The organism is Paenibacillus sp. KS1 (genome assembly GCF_001680695.1).
Lineage (GTDB): Bacteria > Bacillota > Bacilli > Paenibacillales > Paenibacillaceae > Paenibacillus_B > Paenibacillus_B suaedae.
On sequence record NZ_MAIS01000035.1, the window covers coordinates 12,880 to 29,605 of the forward strand.

The 16,726-nt window shown below is 49.3% G+C and carries 17 protein-coding genes and 1 riboswitch; all 17 genes read right to left on the reverse strand.

Annotation, left to right across the window (positions count from 1 at the left end; translation table 11 throughout):
• Nucleotides 1–9: 9 nt before the first annotated feature.
• Nucleotides 10–780 carry a type III pantothenate kinase gene (locus tag BBG47_RS13550; protein WP_021255197.1) on the reverse strand — a complete coding sequence of 257 codons (771 nt, stop codon included), beginning with the start codon at nucleotides 778–780 and terminating at the stop codon, nucleotides 10–12.
• Nucleotides 781–1,287: 507 nt separating this feature from the next.
• Complete coding sequence (gene ftsH, locus BBG47_RS13555; RefSeq protein ID WP_065292145.1) at nucleotides 1,288–3,441, reverse strand: ATP-dependent zinc metalloprotease FtsH; 2,154 nt, start codon at nucleotides 3,439–3,441, stop codon at nucleotides 1,288–1,290.
• A 91-nt stretch (nucleotides 3,442–3,532) separates the two neighbouring features.
• Nucleotides 3,533–4,078, reverse strand: a complete 546-nt coding sequence (gene hpt, locus BBG47_RS13560) for a hypoxanthine phosphoribosyltransferase (RefSeq protein ID WP_021255195.1) — start codon at nucleotides 4,076–4,078, stop codon at nucleotides 3,533–3,535.
• Between the two features lie 90 nt (nucleotides 4,079–4,168).
• Complete coding sequence (gene tilS, locus BBG47_RS13565) at nucleotides 4,169–5,761, reverse strand: tRNA lysidine(34) synthetase TilS (protein WP_065292146.1); 1,593 nt, start codon at nucleotides 5,759–5,761, stop codon at nucleotides 4,169–4,171.
• Nucleotides 5,762–6,065: 304 nt separating this feature from the next.
• A complete protein-coding gene (locus tag BBG47_RS13570) occupies nucleotides 6,066–6,929 on the reverse strand; it encodes a protein kinase domain-containing protein (RefSeq protein WP_254659819.1) in 864 nt (287 codons plus the stop codon).
• 156 nt (nucleotides 6,930–7,085) lie between these two features.
• Nucleotides 7,086–7,853, reverse strand: coding sequence for a vWA domain-containing protein (locus BBG47_RS13575; protein ID WP_065292171.1), 768 nt, complete (start codon nucleotides 7,851–7,853; stop codon nucleotides 7,086–7,088).
• Nucleotides 7,854–8,004: 151 nt separating this feature from the next.
• Complete coding sequence (gene spoIIE / locus BBG47_RS13580) at nucleotides 8,005–10,524, reverse strand: stage II sporulation protein E (RefSeq protein WP_065292147.1); 2,520 nt, start codon at nucleotides 10,522–10,524, stop codon at nucleotides 8,005–8,007.
• 447 nt (nucleotides 10,525–10,971) lie between these two features.
• Nucleotides 10,972–11,445, reverse strand: coding sequence for a S1 domain-containing RNA-binding protein (locus BBG47_RS13585; RefSeq protein ID WP_021255190.1), 474 nt, complete (start codon nucleotides 11,443–11,445; stop codon nucleotides 10,972–10,974).
• Nucleotides 11,446–11,574: 129 nt separating this feature from the next.
• Complete coding sequence (locus BBG47_RS13590) at nucleotides 11,575–11,907, reverse strand: FtsB family cell division protein (protein WP_021255189.1); 333 nt, start codon at nucleotides 11,905–11,907, stop codon at nucleotides 11,575–11,577.
• 44 nt (nucleotides 11,908–11,951) lie between these two features.
• Nucleotides 11,952–12,596, reverse strand: coding sequence for a spore cortex biosynthesis protein YabQ (yabQ, locus tag BBG47_RS13595; protein ID WP_065292148.1), 645 nt, complete (start codon nucleotides 12,594–12,596; stop codon nucleotides 11,952–11,954).
• Nucleotides 12,593–12,880: a sporulation protein YabP gene (gene yabP / locus BBG47_RS13600; RefSeq protein WP_065292149.1), complete on the reverse strand. Its 288-nt coding sequence runs from the start codon at nucleotides 12,878–12,880 to the stop codon at nucleotides 12,593–12,595. Before yabP ends, yabQ begins: the two co-directional genes overlap by 4 nt.
• A 157-nt stretch (nucleotides 12,881–13,037) precedes the next feature.
• A complete protein-coding gene (gene queF, locus BBG47_RS13605) occupies nucleotides 13,038–13,529 on the reverse strand; it encodes a preQ(1) synthase (RefSeq protein WP_065292150.1) in 492 nt (163 codons plus the stop codon).
• Nucleotides 13,530–13,651: 122 nt separating this feature from the next.
• Nucleotides 13,652–14,377 (reverse strand): 7-carboxy-7-deazaguanine synthase QueE, encoded by a 726-nt coding sequence (gene queE, locus BBG47_RS13610; protein WP_065292151.1) that lies wholly within the window; start codon nucleotides 14,375–14,377, stop codon nucleotides 13,652–13,654.
• On the reverse strand, nucleotides 14,374–14,862 hold the full coding sequence (gene queD, locus BBG47_RS13615) for a 6-carboxytetrahydropterin synthase QueD (RefSeq protein WP_065292152.1): 489 nt from the start codon (nucleotides 14,860–14,862) through the stop codon (nucleotides 14,374–14,376). The genes queE and queD overlap by 4 nt, the downstream gene beginning before the upstream one ends.
• The gene (queC, locus tag BBG47_RS13620) at nucleotides 14,859–15,626 is read right to left on the reverse strand and encodes a 7-cyano-7-deazaguanine synthase QueC (RefSeq protein ID WP_083189292.1); all 768 of its coding nucleotides are present in this window, start codon (nucleotides 15,624–15,626) and stop codon (nucleotides 14,859–14,861) included. The genes queD and queC overlap by 4 nt, the downstream gene beginning before the upstream one ends.
• A 164-nt stretch (nucleotides 15,627–15,790) precedes the next feature.
• Nucleotides 15,791–15,834: riboswitch (PreQ1 riboswitch) on the reverse strand.
• Nucleotides 15,835–16,090: 256 nt separating this feature from the next.
• Entirely contained in the window at nucleotides 16,091–16,369 is a 279-nt protein-coding gene (locus tag BBG47_RS13625) for an RNA-binding S4 domain-containing protein (RefSeq protein WP_065292153.1), read from the reverse strand.
• Complete coding sequence (locus tag BBG47_RS13630) at nucleotides 16,369–16,641, reverse strand: HU family DNA-binding protein (RefSeq protein WP_021255231.1); 273 nt, start codon at nucleotides 16,639–16,641, stop codon at nucleotides 16,369–16,371. The genes BBG47_RS13625 and BBG47_RS13630 overlap by 1 nt, the downstream gene beginning before the upstream one ends.
• Nucleotides 16,642–16,726: the final 85 nt, after the last annotated feature.

Here is a 16,726-nt window from a genome sequence, read left to right on the forward strand (position 1 = left end):
TTCTCTATATTATTGGTTACGATTGTAAATGAGACGCAGTCCTTCAAGGGTCAGCAAGGGATTCGTCGTATCAATTGTACGCGATTCGCTTGCAATGAGCTCCGCCAAGCCACCCGTTGCAACGACCTTAGGTTGTGCGCCTAGTTCTTGGCTTATGCGATCCACGATCCCATCAACTTGTCCGGCGTATCCGAATATGATGCCTGCCTGCATGGAATGAACCGTATTGCGGCCAATAACGGACTTCGGCTTCGTCAGTTCAATACGAGGGAGCTTCGCTGCACGCTGATAGAGCGCCTCAGTTGAGATGCCAATCCCCGGAACGATTGCCCCGCCCAAGTAATTGCCTTGCACATCAATCACATCAAAAGTTGTCGCTGTACCGAAATCGACAACTACAAGCGGCATCTCACCACCGTATTGGTCGATGGCAGCAACCGCGTTCACGATGCGGTCTGCACCAACCTCACGCGGGTTTTCATATCGGATATTCAACCCTGTCTTCACGCCTGGCCCTACGATAAGCGGCGTCTTGTACAAGTACGTCTCACACAAGAGTTCCATCGTAGACATAATCGGAGGAACGACAGACGAGATAATAACTCCGTCGATATCCTTGACCGAAAGCCCTGCCAGTGAGAATAAGTTGTGGATCATGACACCATATTCATCCGCTGTCGCTTGACGATTCGTAGACAGCCTCCAAAAATGCTGCAGCGTCTCCTGCTGATATACACCTAGAACAATATTTGTATTTCCTACATCGATAACGAGAATCACAGTTCTATCCCTCTTTCTTCGCATTCAAGTCAAGATTGATGTCGACCGTTATAACCATGGAAACGCTTATACGGAATTGACATCGACACCGATCAACGCTTTGCCGCGAACGGTAGAGCGTGAACTCGCCCGTTGCTTCAATCTTGATGTATTCTTTACGCAACTAGCAGGAAAGTAGAACACCTGCATGACGCATCATCAACGGTGGCAACGTTGTACGATGACAGGTTATAGTTCGCTCGTACCAACAGAACTTCCATCATTCCATCAGACACGAGCTCCCACATCCAAGTGAAAAATCTATCATGCAGTACGGCACGAAAACCGTGATTATGATCTGCACGTATGGACTCCCGCTTGTTGTAGTCATTAACACTTAATTTACACAACGCCTATGGCTGTGTCAATTCACAATCGAGACAGCGTCAATATTTCAATAGGCATAAAAAAAGAGTGCACGCTATGGTGCACTCTTTACAATCGCCGAATCGGCGAATGAGGGCTATTCTATTGGTTGTTGTTCTTGTTGTCATCCGGATTGCCTGTGGCTTCTGTATTCGTCTCTGACTGCTCGGAAGGAGCATCTGGACGTTCAACCGCCTGTGGCTCATTGCTTCGGAAGTCCTCTGGAGAGGTTCCGTTCGGAATGTCGCCTTCCGGCTTAGCATCCGCTGGGGAATCCCACTGCGTAGGGCCAAGCTTCTCTGGCTTGCCAACAAGGTTCACCTTCACATCGCCAGTTGTCTCAATAATTGGCGTACTGGAAGATGTGCCGCCTGTCACCGATGTGCTAGCAGACTCATCTCCATCCGACTTCTTATCGGAGATGTGGCCATTCTCGATCAATTGCTTGATTTGATCAAGTTCGAGTGTCTCCAACTCAAGCAATGTATTGGCGATGAGGTTCATTTCGCGAGTATGCTTCGTCAGCAATGTCTTCGCACGCTCGTAGCACTCGTTCATGATACGCTGCATCTCCTGATCGATTTCGTAAGCAATCGCATCAGAGTAGTTCTGTTCATGACCAAGGTCACGACCGAGGAATACTTCTCCTTGACGGTTGCCGAACTGCATTGGCCCGAGCTTCTCGCTCATGCCGTACTCCATAATCATGCTGCGCACAATTCGTGTTGCTTGCTGGAAGTCACTATAAGCGCCTGTGCCGATTTCGCCGATGAACAATTCCTCAGCAACCCGACCACCAAGCAAACCTGTAACTCTGTCCAGAAGCTCTTGCTTTGTTGTAAGCATACGATCTTCCTTCGGCAGCATGATGACGTATCCGCCAGCACGTCCGCGAGGAATAATCGTAACCTTGTGCACCATATCTGCATGTTCCAAGAAGTATCCGATAATAGTATGACCGGCTTCATGGAACGCGACAATACGTTTTTCTCGATCGCTGATCATGCGGCTGCGCTTCTCTGTACCTACGATAACGCGGTCGATTGCTTCGTCCACATCTGTCATCGTAATGTCTTTATGGTTTTTGCGCGCTGCAAGCAATGCTGCTTCGTTCAGCAAGTTCTCCAAGTCGGCACCCGTAAATCCAGTTGTACGCTTGGCAATTGTATTCAGCTTCACGTCCTTGTTCAGCGGCTTGTTGCGCGCGTGAACCTTCAATACAGCTTCCCGGCCCTTCAAGTCAGGGCGATCCACTGTGATTTGACGGTCGAAACGACCTGGACGGAGCAATGCTGGATCGAGAATATCCGGTCGGTTCGTTGCTGCGACAATGATGATTCCTTCATTGGCGCCGAAGCCGTCCATCTCGACGAGCAATTGGTTAAGCGTCTGCTCCCGCTCGTCATGACCGCCGCCAAGACCGGCGCCGCGCTGACGACCAACAGCATCGATTTCATCAATAAAGATAATACAAGGTGCATTTTTCTTCGCATTTTCGAACAGGTCACGCACACGGGATGCACCGACACCGACGAACATTTCAACGAAGTCAGAACCTGAAATGCTGAAGAAAGGAACTCCTGCTTCACCTGCAACAGCACGTGCAAGCAATGTCTTACCTGTACCTGGAGGACCGTTCAGAAGAACGCCCTTCGGTATGCGTGCGCCGAGTGCTGCGAACTTGCGCGGATCCTTAAGGAATTCGACGACCTCGACCAATTCCTGCTTCTCTTCATCCGCCCCTGCGACATCCTCGAAGGTAACACGCTTCTTCTCTTCATTATACAAGCGAGCACGGCTCTTGCCGAAATTCATGACCTTGCCGCCGCCACCCTGAGCTTGATTAAAGAAGACGAAGAACAGGATGAACATGATCACAAATGGAATGAAGGAAGTCAGAACCGTCAGCCATAGGCTTTGCTCCTCCATCTTCTTCCACGTAAGCTTGAGGGATTGCTGTGCCGTATCGGCCTTCATAATCTCCTCAATAGCTGGTGAGCTATCTGGAATATACGTTACGAACTGCTGAGATTTCTGTCCATCTGGAATTTTCTTATATTTACCGATGACCAAATATGCCCGACCTTCATATTGAATCGTCATTTCGTCTATATTGTTGGCCGCTAACTCTTTGCGAAACTGGTCATATCTCGGGGTTTCCGTGGCTTCTCCGCCGTTGCCAATGAATTGGACAATGCCGACCACGACTAGAAAAAGAATCAGATAAAAACCAGAGTTCTTAAAAAAGCGATTCATCCCCAACCTCCTCTCAAAGACACGAAATTATTGTATCATAGCACGTATTGCCATCACAACTTGACCATCTAAGCGATGAGAATGAATGATTCTACACCTCGTCGGAATAAATCTCACGCTTCAATACGCCAATGTATGGAAGGTTGCGATACTTCTCTGCAAAATCAAGTCCGTACCCAACGATGAACTCATCCGGCAGAACGAAGCCTTTGTAGTCTGCTTCCATATTAGTGGTGCGACGCGCCGGCTTATCGAACAGAGTAACTACACGGATCGAGTTCGCCTTGCGACCCTGAAGCACCTCAATTAAGTAACTGAGGGTCAGCCCTGTATCAATAATGTCCTCCACAATGAGAACGTCGCGGCCTTCAACCGATACATCCAAATCCTTCATAATACGCACAACGCCCGAAGACTTCGTCGATGCGCCATAGCTGGATACCGCCATGAAGTCCAATTCCAACGGTACTGTAACATTCTTAACCAAATCGGCCATAAAAATGAACGCGCCCTTGAGCACGCAAATAACGAGTGGACATTTACCAGCGTAATCGCGGCTAATCTGTTCACCCAATTCCTGTACTTTTGCTTGAAGCTGTTCCTCGCTAAATACTACCTTCTCAATGTCGTTATGCAATGATGGGCCCTCCTATTGTGAATACTCAATCTTATGTGAACGTTAATCGTTCCATGCGGCAAGCCAATGACCGGCTATGTCTTCGTTACCTCATGGATGGACAGATCGCTCATGGGCTCCGCCCTCCAGTGCAAAATGAACGACCGCTTGTGTCGAAGGCTTCACATATGCCGCATTAGAACGCCGCACTCCAGGTATCCACACAATGTGTCCGTTCGCGTCCGCAACAAGAGGAATCGTGTCACGCAATGACGGCGCGATTTTCAAGTCAACGAACATATCTTGCACTTTTTTGCTGCCATTTAGTCCTTGCACCCGCATCCGATCTCCCGGCTGCCGAGTACGAACAACAAGCGGCCAGCACAGCTGTTCAGCATCGAATGAAGCTTCCCAAGCCTGTCCGTGATGATGTTGACCCGCTGAAAAGCTCTCGCTCCTTCCGGCATCACTGCCAGCCTTCACTTCTGCCACAGCCGTCCACCGCAGTGTGCTGTTGTTATTCGGTAATGACAATTGCCCCATTGCATCGGTTCTATGTATCGTAAAGCCAGTCTTGCAGTCTGCACCTTCTGTAGAATCATGGTGTATCCGAAGCCATAGCAAACGCTCATATTCACGCGCAAATACAATGTCTTGAGCAACATCCACCCTCCACGTAGTCGAACACTCGCCTGCTGCTCTCACTCTTGCTGAGTCAACGGCTTCAAAATCAATCTGATCCGAACCTCGTGTAAGATAATTTAATATTAGTTTAATCAACCTGCGTTGTAAAGCAACATGTAATCCTAGAAAGGTGTTCCGATCAAGAATATATCCCGCCTGCACATGCGGAATAAATAATGCGGCATTGCTGTCACCAGACCTACCATCGTTTACCGCCTTTACGTGACGTTGAAACAACCTGCGGGTCTCCGCTTCCATATAAGCATCTTCATCACGCAGTGAGTCCGCCATCCTGCAGAGCGCTTCAACTAGTCTTGGATTCTCCTCCTCAAGCTGAGGGATAATATCCAGCCGCATCCGATTGCGAAAATAACTGCGCTTGATGTTGCTGCTGTCGTTCACATATGGAATATCCCGCACTGAGCACCAATGGAGCACCTCCATCTTACGCAGCATTAGCAATGGCCGAACAAAGAGCAGCCCTTCTTCTTCGCGGCTCCACGCCATACCAGCTAACCCAGTGCTGCCTGATCCTCTTATTAAGCGCATAAGTACGGTCTCGGCTTGGTCATCCGCATGATGGGCCAGTGCAACATGAGTAGCTCCATAATGACTGGCAGTACGGATGAGGAACTCATAACGAAGCTGCCTTGCTGCCGCCTGAGGATTAAGTCCTTCCCGCTTCGCTAAGCCAGGAGCATCGACCCGGATCATCTCAAATGGCAGCCCCAATCTTGTCGCTTCCTGCTCGACGAATCTGGCCTCTTCATCTGATTCTTGCCCGCGAAATCCGTGATGAACATGGGCAACAATGAGCCTGCCCGGCTTGCAGTCACTTCGTTCGTTCAATGCAGCCAATGCATGTAGAAGCAGCATCGAATCCGGACCGCCTGATACAGCTACTACCATTACAGCACCTGCACCCCAAAGACCTCTCTTACACCAATCGGCTTCCAATTGCTCTATCCATTTGTCCCAAGCATTGAATTGTTCACCGTCCGCTGATTGTCCTGCTGTCATTGTTCATCCCCGATTCCCGCATTCATTCAAGCACCTGCATGCTTCCGCAGAAAGCTCCACTCACGTGCAGGTTCATGTCCCGTCTTGCTATGTATGAAGCATACCAAATCGATGAAGCACGTTCAAAATCTGCGTGCTACCAATCGAGCCCGTGAAGCCTGCACTGCATCCATCGGAAGTCGATTGAGTTCACCCGCTACCATTCTGAAATATCTTCTTAATAAGTATGTATGTATAACTACGTTGTTCCTACGGATAAGATGCATATGATTGTTACCAATATACCACAATTTAGGCTATAAAATTAATAGGGGATTCCTGTCCACCATGCGATACTAATTGCAAACAAAATAACAGATACAGCAAAAAACCACTTCATCCATAGCGGAGTTGGCCGATATGGCCGCATCCCCGATCGATGCAAGCGGCGACTTAATTCATCCCACATCCGGCATGCTTCTTCCGAATTTGAAAATGTCCCCTTTAACGCATGGACAAGCCATGACTCATAATGCCGCAGGACAGGATGGGTATGAACAAGCTCCAGTACTTCCTTTACTTCCCGCGTTTGGGGCAATGCCCGTTTCATGCGCTCACGGAGCTCCTTTCCCCCGAGCACCTGAATCGTCAGTATGGCAAATGAGAACAGATCATATCCATCATCTGCGGTACGCGAGCCCGCATGCCAATACCCCCGATCATACATTTCAGTGAATTGCTTTACGCTCTTCCCTCTGCTCGTTAATCCTCCATAATCAACAAGCTCAACCTCTCCGCCATTACCTACAATGACATTTTCCGCCTTAAGATCGCCGAAAACCCATCCATGCCGATGTACATTATGCAGCTTCGCCAGCAGTTTGCTCCCCACTATACCGTACCACCTGGGGCCCTTCTTCCGGATGTAAGCTTTAATACTTTCACCTGGAACATAGCGCATTACATAAAAGGATATACGCTCCCCATTCATATCTGCATCATCTACATCAACAAGGAAGGGGCGATTGTCTTGGTGAGCTGATGATCGGGAGGATGTTCGCCGCTGCTTCTCCAGACTGCCAAGGGCATTCACTTCCGATTGGAGATCAACGGCGTTGGCGCTTATTTTCAACGCAAAGGTGCCTATCGCTCCCCCACGTCCATCATTAGGGGCCGACAGCAGCGTCACCAGATAGACTACCCCATTGGCGCCACTTCCAAGAAGACGCTAATCCGATAGGCACGGTGATTCCATACCCCATGCAGCACCATGCCTGCCCGCAACTGGTGGTGGGAGTCTCCCTTTTGGGATTTTTGGGATGCTCTATTGAGTTGTCGCCTTTCCTTAAACGATGTAGTCACTCCATACCCCGTCCATTTCCATTCTTTCATGATGATTAATAGGCACCACTTCTGGTTCCTTGTTCACAGTACGAGGTGCCGCAAGATAATAATCTATGACTTGCAGCAAAGCCGGGCCAGTCGGTGTTGTCCCACGCATATTCAGTCGCTGGAACAACTTCTTCGCACGCGTGATCTCATCCGTCCACTCCAAGTCCTGTACTGCTTCCTCTCCCCCATATGGGCCAGGAAAATGAAATACACACAGCTCACTCTTGCCGCTTCGAGCTTGCAGGCTAAGCATTAAATCTCGTATCGCTTCCTCGACTGCGGCCAGCTTCGGCTTCATGCTTGCACTAGCATCAATAAGCAGCGCCACCTTGAGCGCTGACTGTTCCGTCATATCGTCCATGACACGAACCACTTCAGAACGCTTCTCCAGTGGAAGTGCTTGCACGCCATCAGTTGCAGCATCACCCAGAATTAGCTTCAATTCCTTATTCACAGCCTGCTGTATCGTCTGCACTACTGTCTTACGTGTCATCATCTGAATCGTCTGTGACAGCTCATGCGATTGCACGATGCGGCTTACACCACCGCCTGCACTAGCAATCTCCTCAATCTCGCAAGCACCCAATTGTCCAATTGTACCATAATCAACAATGCCGACTACATTGACCGTTATTCCGTTCTCCCTTGCCTCCGCGGCGGCAATGGCGGGCTGAATGCCTACATTGGAGCATCCATCCGTAATGAGAAGAATTTGCTTCATCATCCTTCATTCATCTCCCTATGGTCAACTATGAATCTAGTTCTAGTGTGCCCCATAATAGGAGAGTTTAACCATAGTGTGAGTCCTCCCCTCTCGGGAGAAGTCTTAGAAGCAAATGAGGAATAATCGTTCATTGTCTGTTTATGGATAATCAACTGACAGGCATCGGCCGTTCGATTCGATCACCCCCACTCCAGTGCAAAGTCGCCCATTGTGGTCGATGTCTCGTTACACGCGTGACAACAATGGTCATATCATCATCAATACGTCCGCCCGAATGCCGGATGACAGTCTCTAGCAGGAGATCAGCAATTTCCTGCGGGTCGTCCGTCTCGAGCTCCTGGATGAGCCGCTTCATCCATAATTCCTTATTAACGGCCGACCCAGGCGCATCAAATACCCCGTCTGTCATCATTACCACGATATCACCCGGTGATAGAGAGGCGTCAACCAGTTCAATTTCAATATCCTGTAATATACCTATCGGCAAATTGTTCGAGGAAACTAAATGAACCTCTTCGCCTCGCTTAATGAAGCTTGGCGTTGAACCACTCTTAATCAACATCGTCTTGGCAGAGAATAAATCAATAATTGCTAAATCTAGCGTAGCGTACACTTCATCAGGAGATCGAAGGGTCAGCACCGAATTGACGGACTTGATCGCCAACTGCTCCTCAATTCCTGCCTGAAGCAGCTGAGCAAGCAAGTGAAGTGCCGTGCTGCTCTCCAAACGCGCCCTCTCTCCATTCCCCATTCCGTCACTTAAGGCAACTGCGAACTTACCGCTGCCCAGCTCGAGCGCACTAAAGCTATCTCCCGACAGCATTCCACCTCCCTTGGCAGTACCCGCCATCCCTGTATCAACCTCAAAGGCCTTCGCGGTTACGAAGGAGACCACCCCCTGCCCTTCCGATCTGGTAATGGATTCGTCCCGTACGGCAATATGCTCGCCCAATATATCTGACAGCAGCGGAGCGATCAGCTTGCGGCATTCATCATATCCTTCCGTGAAGGAATGCACCATTTCAATCTCCACACGCCCAGGATCCAGTGACATGATATCTACACGGTGAACCGACAATCCTAGATCTTCTACGGCCTGACGGATCTGCTCCTCCTGCATGAACAGTTCTCTGCCCTCGCGCTGAATTTCATTCGCTAAGTCGTCCATGACCTGTGAAACCCCTGATAACTGCTCAGCTACAAACTGGCGACTGTCCTGCAGCTGCCTGCGCCAATGTTCCTCATGTATGTGTCGAATATGCTGATCTCGCAGCACCGTAAGCATCTGATGCGCCCGCAGACAATGTGTCTTCCAAGAGTGTGGGAGCGGCTTGTCCTTCCATGCGAACTCCGGGTTCCCCTCCACCTTCACGAGCATTTGCTTCATCATCGTCATCGTCTGGATCGACTTGCGGCCCCAACATGCCTGCCTTCGCGGGCATGCCCCGCATGTAACCACAGATGCAGCCTCAATAACCCCATCCGCTATCTCTTCCTCACCTGCCTGCGCAGGTGCATCACCAGCCGTCGTAGGTGCGGCCTGCTTGAAGCTGTGTGACAGCTGATCGAATACCTTGGAGAACTGCTGGACACGCTCTGCCGTCATGTCGCGCATGCGCTTCGCATATTCATGCTGTGAATTCGTATGCTCACTCGTCCCTGGGACATACTTAGCCAATGTGCGGCATATGGATTTGGGAGTAAGCAGAAATAGGGCGGCTGCGGCTATTGTCTCCCATGTCGATACCATGACCTGCTCAGGCGGACCAATATAGACCGATAAGATTGCCGTACCTAGCAGCATACCGAAGGCAACTGCCCAGCGCTTCCCTTCCCGAAGCAGTCCTGCAAGCAGACCAGAGAAGGCTAGTACGCTCATTTGCGATAGTGAGCTCGGCTCTGCAAGACCAAGGATTAGTCCAAGCACAACGCCTACTGATGCGCCTAACGGCGCTCCGCCAACTAAGGCAAACAGAAGAACGAAATAGCGTGATAAAATATGATCCAGCTGCATGCCCTGTACACTCCAGCCGACAGCACCTGTCATCATAGAAGCAAGCAGAATCATTAGGCAAATCATTTCATCCACACGAAGCGTATAATTGCGTTTACTCATCGTCAGTACGGGTAGGGCTTGAACAAATACGAGCGTTAAGACGAAGCCAAGCGCCGCATCTGTAACATCCATTGCTAGGGCATACCAAGTAAAAGAGTGTGATAGAAAAGTGACGAACAGCTTCACAATAAGACTAGCCGTAAACACCATCAATGGTGCGATGTTCATATCTGAACGTCTATCATAAGCCTTCCATCCACGATACATGAGGACAATGAGCAGCAGCTGCATCCCCATCATTATTGTAATTTGCTCTGGAGCGAACAAGCTTCCGGCTAACAATGCAGTTCCCACCCACGTAGCCAGCTCCCGGCGCGAGAAATATACAACCGCAAAAAAGGCAGCCGCAAACGGGAATAATTCATTCAAGATCATGGCACGACCAAGAAGGAAGCCGATCAGGACGAACATAATCGTCCATTTGCGCGTACCTAGCATACGTTGGAATCCGTCCAGACGCCATTTGCTAGGAGCATTCATCCATCCGGTTCCTTCTTCCTTGATATCCTGCCAGCCTCTTTTTGGAAATGGAATGATCTTTGTCTTACTCATCATTTGGCACCACCTATTCTATGAATTGTGTGCCTCTCATTATAGAAAAGGTGATAGAAATAGTTTGTCATAAAAAGGAAAGGGGTCAAAAAAACTTTCCGACAAGCGTCGCGAGCGCTTTCCAGTGCAGAATATGTGCGGCGTATCAGGGGTTTGGGCGATTTCCATTTAAGCAGCTTTGAAGAGAAGATGTCATATTTTTGTCGTCCATCCGCTAGGGTCGACCGTCATTTGACAATAAAACATACGGAAAGGCGTAAGAACCTGTCGTACAGGCAGGCCGACACGACAAAAAAAGTTTTGCCAGCAATTTTGCAGCAAGGAAACGGCGATCCCGTCAGATTGTGGCGTCCAAATGTCTACATGTTTTGCTTATATGCACACGCAAAAAAACCGCAAATCCGGTTGCCCGGCTTGCGGCTTTATTTACGTTGTCGTCCTGGACGATTACATGCGGCGTGCTCCACGGCCTCCACGCTTGGATTCCGTATTCTTCTTTAAAGAAGAAATGCGTTCTTCACTATCCTTAAGGAAGCGCGACATCTTATCCTCAAAAGAAGCGAAACTAGGCGACTTGCGTCCCCCTCGATCCCGGTTCCCGTGTCCATACCTGCTATTGCCCCCGTCTCTTCCTGGAGGACGGTCCGGACGAGGTCCTCTTGGAGGTCTCTGTTCCGTTACAGGTTTATCGACTGCTTGCTTAATAGACAAGCCGATCTTGCCGTCCTTGTCGACGTTAATAACTTTGACCGTGACTGTATCGTCAATCTTCAAATGGTCATTCACGTCCTTGACATAGTTATCGGCAATTTCAGAGATGTGAACCAGTCCCGTGACACCTCCCGACAGATCAACGAACGCTCCAAAATGCGTAATCCCTGTCACCTTGCCTTCTAACTTGGTGCCCACTTCAATTGTCATAGAATAAAATGTTCCTCCCTTAAAATGTTAAACGGAACATTGCTCAAAAGCAAAAAAGCAATGCTTATGTCGTGATTATACTGTAATGGCGCAACATTGGTCAACCGACGGTTGTCCTGATTTTACGCTCTATTCGTCGTGTTTGCGGATGAGGAGTTCGTCCGGAAGCACCATACCTCGGCTTCGCGCCAATTGCAGTATGTATTCCGTTGTATTGAGCCGATCGACCTCTTGACGCAGATCGTTGCGAACCTGTTCGACTTCGCCCTTCTCCTTCTCACGCGCCTTCAAATCTGAGCGAAGCTCTTCCATCGTGTTCAATTGACTGAAGTACGTATACGTGCCCCACCCTATAAACAACGCCATGAAGATCAGCCACATGCGCAATCTGCGCTTGGCTCCCGCTATTTTGTTATCTTGGTTGCGGCTTGGAGTATGTCTTCGGGATTTAGACACCGACATACGTGCACCCCCTTGTATCAGTAGCTCACGATACACCTTACCCGCTAGCGCTTACGTCTAAACAGGTCAAGGAACCGCCTCATCTGGCAACGTACACCGATGAGCCACGCGGAAATGCGCTTGCCGGCTGATATCAACCCTTGCCATATGCCCTTGCACCGTTCCGTCATTCTGAATCGGTTCCATAGCGGCATGACAAGCGGCTTGAACAACCATGCGATGAGCAGCCAGAGCGGTCGTAAACATTGTAGCACAATTTTGAGGAGGAACATAGCAGACGATATGAAAAATAATGTAAGTGCTTTTATTCCTGCCCATATCCCTTTGAACGGCAGTACAATAAGCACATACACACACCGCATTGTGAAGCGCCATATGGCCTTAATGGCGGCAACTGCCCATTTCACAATCATGACGGTTATTCTGCTAAGGAAGACAGCATACAGCCATGCGCCTGCTGCTAGACCAAGCAGCACATAAAATCTTAATTCTCCCTGGTTGCCCTTCACGAGCATTTGGAACACGAATAGCGTCGCTGCCAGCCAATAGAGCAGATCAAATACAGGCAGCGTCCACCGTGGAAACTTGAATTGGCCCGCGACGACACGGTAGCTGTCGAACACCAGACCAAGCGCAAGTCCGCTCATCATCATGAGCATCACGGTCATCCATTGGGTGTGGAGGTTCACTTGAATAACTTACCGAAAAAGCCCTTCGACTTGTCCTGCGTATTCGCATCCAAATAGGTCAGGGAGTTGACCGTACCTTCGATGGCAACCAAGCCTTGTTCCAGGCTCAAATTTTTAATATGCAAATTGTGGCCGCGTATCGTCAAGAAGCCGCATTCTGTATCTAGCAGGAACTCCTCACTGTCGAAGCTCTCTACCTTGCTCACTCCGCTAATCTCGAGGAGCTTGCGGTTCATCATCTTCACTTCTTGGCGCTTGGCCGCTGGCTTATTGAAATCAACCATGGCATGTACCCCTCCTTCTCAACACTAGCTTATGAAGGAGATTGAAGATTAGAACTGCAACTATAGCAAAGAGAGAGGTTTATACTATGAACATATACTCTCTCTTCGCCTGCTCTATTTGTAGTGATTGCTCAGTCGCTTACCAGCATTCATATACTTAACGATTGTCTACCTTCTCTGGATACATATCATGGTTCATCAATCGATGAGCAGCCATGTCTTCAAACTTCGTTCCCGGCTGGCCATAGTTGCAGTACGGGTCAATCGAGATGCCGCCACGCGGGGTAAATTTGCCCCATACCTCGATATATCTCGGATCAAGCAGCTTAATCAGATCATTCATAATGATGTTCACGCAATCCTCATGGAAGTCGCCATGGTTGCGGAAACTGAACAAATACAGCTTGAGCGACTTGCTCTCCACACATTTCGCACCCGGGATATAGCTGATGTAAATGGTCGCAAAGTCTGGCTGTCCCGTAATCGGACATAGACTTGTAAATTCCGGACAATTGAATTTGACGAAATAATCCCGGTTAGGATGTTTGTTGTCGAATGACTCCAAAATGTCTGGTGCATAGTCTGACGGGTACTCCGTCTTTAATCCAAGCTGCTTCAAATGCAATTCTGCTTCATTTCTTCCTGCCATCGTCATTGAATCTCCTTCTGTATCATTATTCGTAGGATAATCTGTAATCCTGCATGAGTTGTACGAGCCATACTTGTATTTAGAAAACCATTCCATCTGTGTAGGTAGAGATAGTCATCGCGCTATACGCCACGCTTGTTGCCCCACACCAATGTGTGCAGCTGAGGCAGCACGCGTATCTGGTTCAAGCGCGGTTCTAAGGCAACCTTATCGATCAACCATTCATATTGTCGAAGCAGCTTCTGTACCAACTCCTCGTCATCTCCGCTATGGACATCCTCATTCCCCGTCTGCATGATGAACGGAATCTCAGGGTATCGTTCATGAACTTCTATCGCATACTCCATGTCATCTTCATTGAACACAACGACCTTCAGGCATAGTCCCTTGCGTGCAGACCGATTCCATAGCTTGCCTACGATCTCATCCAAGCGTGTGAAGTTCGTACCCATCCCAGAGCTTGGCGGCTTCGGAGACAGCGTGACGTCATCAATATCCAAGAGCCAGTCCTGCCAGCGTGATCCCTGTGTCTCTACAGCCGTGCGAACCCCGCGTTCACTGAGACGTTGAACCAACTCGCCCATACCTTCCAGCAAGGCAGGATTGCCGCCTGAGATCGTAACATGCCCATAGCGCCCCTTAGCCAGACGATCCAGCTCTTCAATAACACCATCTGCCGTCAACTGACGGATGTCATCTTTGGCAGAACCATCCCATGTAAAGGCAGAATCGCACCAAGAGCAGCGGTAATCACAGCCGGCTGTACGGACGAACATCGTCTTCTGGCCGACTAGAAACCCTTCTCCCTGCACGGTAGGGCCAAATATTTCCAGCACAGGGATCGTCATTGCTCCATCCACTCCCGTCGTGATTCCGCATAGCTGGTCGGAGTCTCATAGAGCCGAACAAATTCTACTCTTCCCCCTTCGCATCGCTCTGCGTAAGGTTCAGTTTGCAATGCAACTTGCATTTGTTCATACAACCACACGACCATGTTCTCTGCCGTTGTATTCATCGGTGGGAGTGTTTCATTCAAGTAACGATGATCGAGATAAGGCTCGATTCTATCCTTCCAAATCTCCTTTATATCTCCAAAATCGAGCGCCAGCCCGATTTCATTTACAAATCCGCTTAACCCAAAAACAACCTTGTACGTATGCCCATGAAGGTTTTTACATTTGCCTTCATAAGCATGTAAATGGTGGGCAGCATCGAAGGTGAACTCTTTGCTCACAAGTACCCGGTGGCGGTGATAACGCAACGAATCCTGTGAAATGTTGGCTCCCAGCACTTGCAGCTTATCGACGATACGGAATGGCCCAGGAGTACTCATCGGCTTGCCCCCTCCTCTTGCTTACGTTCCATCAGGTAACATTCAAGTCCTGCCTTGCGCAGCTTGCAGGATGGGCACTCTCCGCAGCCATCTCCCGGAAGTCCGTTGTAGCAAGTTACTGTCTCGGTACGAACGAAATCGAAGGCACCAAGTTCGTCAGCGAGACACCACGTATCTGCCTTATCCAGCCACATCAGCGGGGTATGCAGTACGAATCCATAATCCATTGCCAGATTCAGCGTAACATTGAGCGATTTGACAAATACGTCGCGGCAGTCTGGATAACCACTGAAGTCCGTCTCACATACTCCTGTAACGATATGGCGTGCTCCAATCTGCTTCGCATAGACAGCAGCGAAGGAGAAGAACAATAAGTTCCGTCCTTCCACAAAGGTGCTCGGAAGTTCGCCTTCTTCCTGTTCAATCGCGATGTCGTCTCGCGTCAACGCATTGGGAGCCAGTTGATTGAGCAAGGACATATCGAGGATCCGGTGCGGTACACCCAACTTGCCGGCAATCGCCTTCGCATGCTCCAGCTCTGACTTATGGCGTTGTCCATAGTCAAAGGTGATCGTCTCGACTTCCTCAAATCGCTGCAGTGCCCAAAACAGACAGGTCGTGCTGTCTTGCCCGCCACTAAAGACGACGACAGCCTTGCCTTGCTTCCGTCCCGCATGTGCTTGGCTACGGGAATCTGCATTCCAAGCTGCTTCGCCGGCTGAGGAAACGTGGTTGTTGCATAGTTGTTCATTTACTTGCTTCATGTGTTCTTCATCCTTTCCTGTCCCCTCACAACCCTATAAAGGGTCTCCTAAGACAGAAGGCCTGTGCTTGCTCAGGTTGACTGTTCGTTGGCTTTAGCCGATATACAGCTCCTGTAAGCACAAAAAAAGACAGCACTAAGGAAAGATAGCCCTGTAGGATGCTGTCAGCCTTAGTTTTTTATAGAGGGAGATTGCGAACCTCTCCCGTGCTGAAGCACGGAATGTTATGATGTTGAATCCCACCTGAGTGGGATTGCTTATTCCATTATAGCGCGTATGTCCTCCGCATGACAGCACCGTCACTGAATACCCATAATGCTCCATATCAATTAGAGACCTATATACAACTGCTCAACAACGCTGAATGTTTCCTCGCAAATCAAAAGAAGCGGTTCCGTCCTCTCAGACGGATAACCGCTTCCTTGCTCGTTGGAATATGCATTTCTATCGCAATGGACTGGCTGTTACCAGTTCAATCCGTTGTCTCTTGGAATTGCTTCTTCCTTCAGCAGCGTATACATGCCCGCCGCCTCTTCCTTCTTCGTCGTCTCTTGGAGACGCTCTACTCGGACGGTGACGAGCTTCTGCCCGAATTGTACCGTAATCTCGTCGCCGACCTTCACTGTCGTGCTCGGCTTCGCTTCACGGCCATTCAGTTCAACACGCCCCTGCTCGGACACATCCTTCGCGATAGTACGCCGCTTGATGAGCCGCGATACTTTCAGGAACTTGTCTAGACGCATTATTTTACAGCTTCTTTAAGCTTGTTGCCCGCTTTGAATGCAGGAACTGTAGATTCAGGAATCTCGATTGTGTTACCTGTTTGCGGGTTGCGACCTGTGCGGCCAGCGCGCTTGCGTGTTTCGAATGTGCCGAAGCCGATCAATTGAACTTTGTCGCCGCTAGCCAAAGCGTCTGTTACTTCACCGAAGAAGCCGTTCAGTACGGATTCAACGTCCTTCTTAGTCAAACCGCTTTTTGTGGAAATGTTGTTGATCAAATCTGTTTTGTTCATGTGTATTGTCCTCCCAATTCCTCTTTTTCATAGTTGAAATGAATAATGGTCTACAGGCGCTTGCCCGAGCCTTGGAATGTTGATG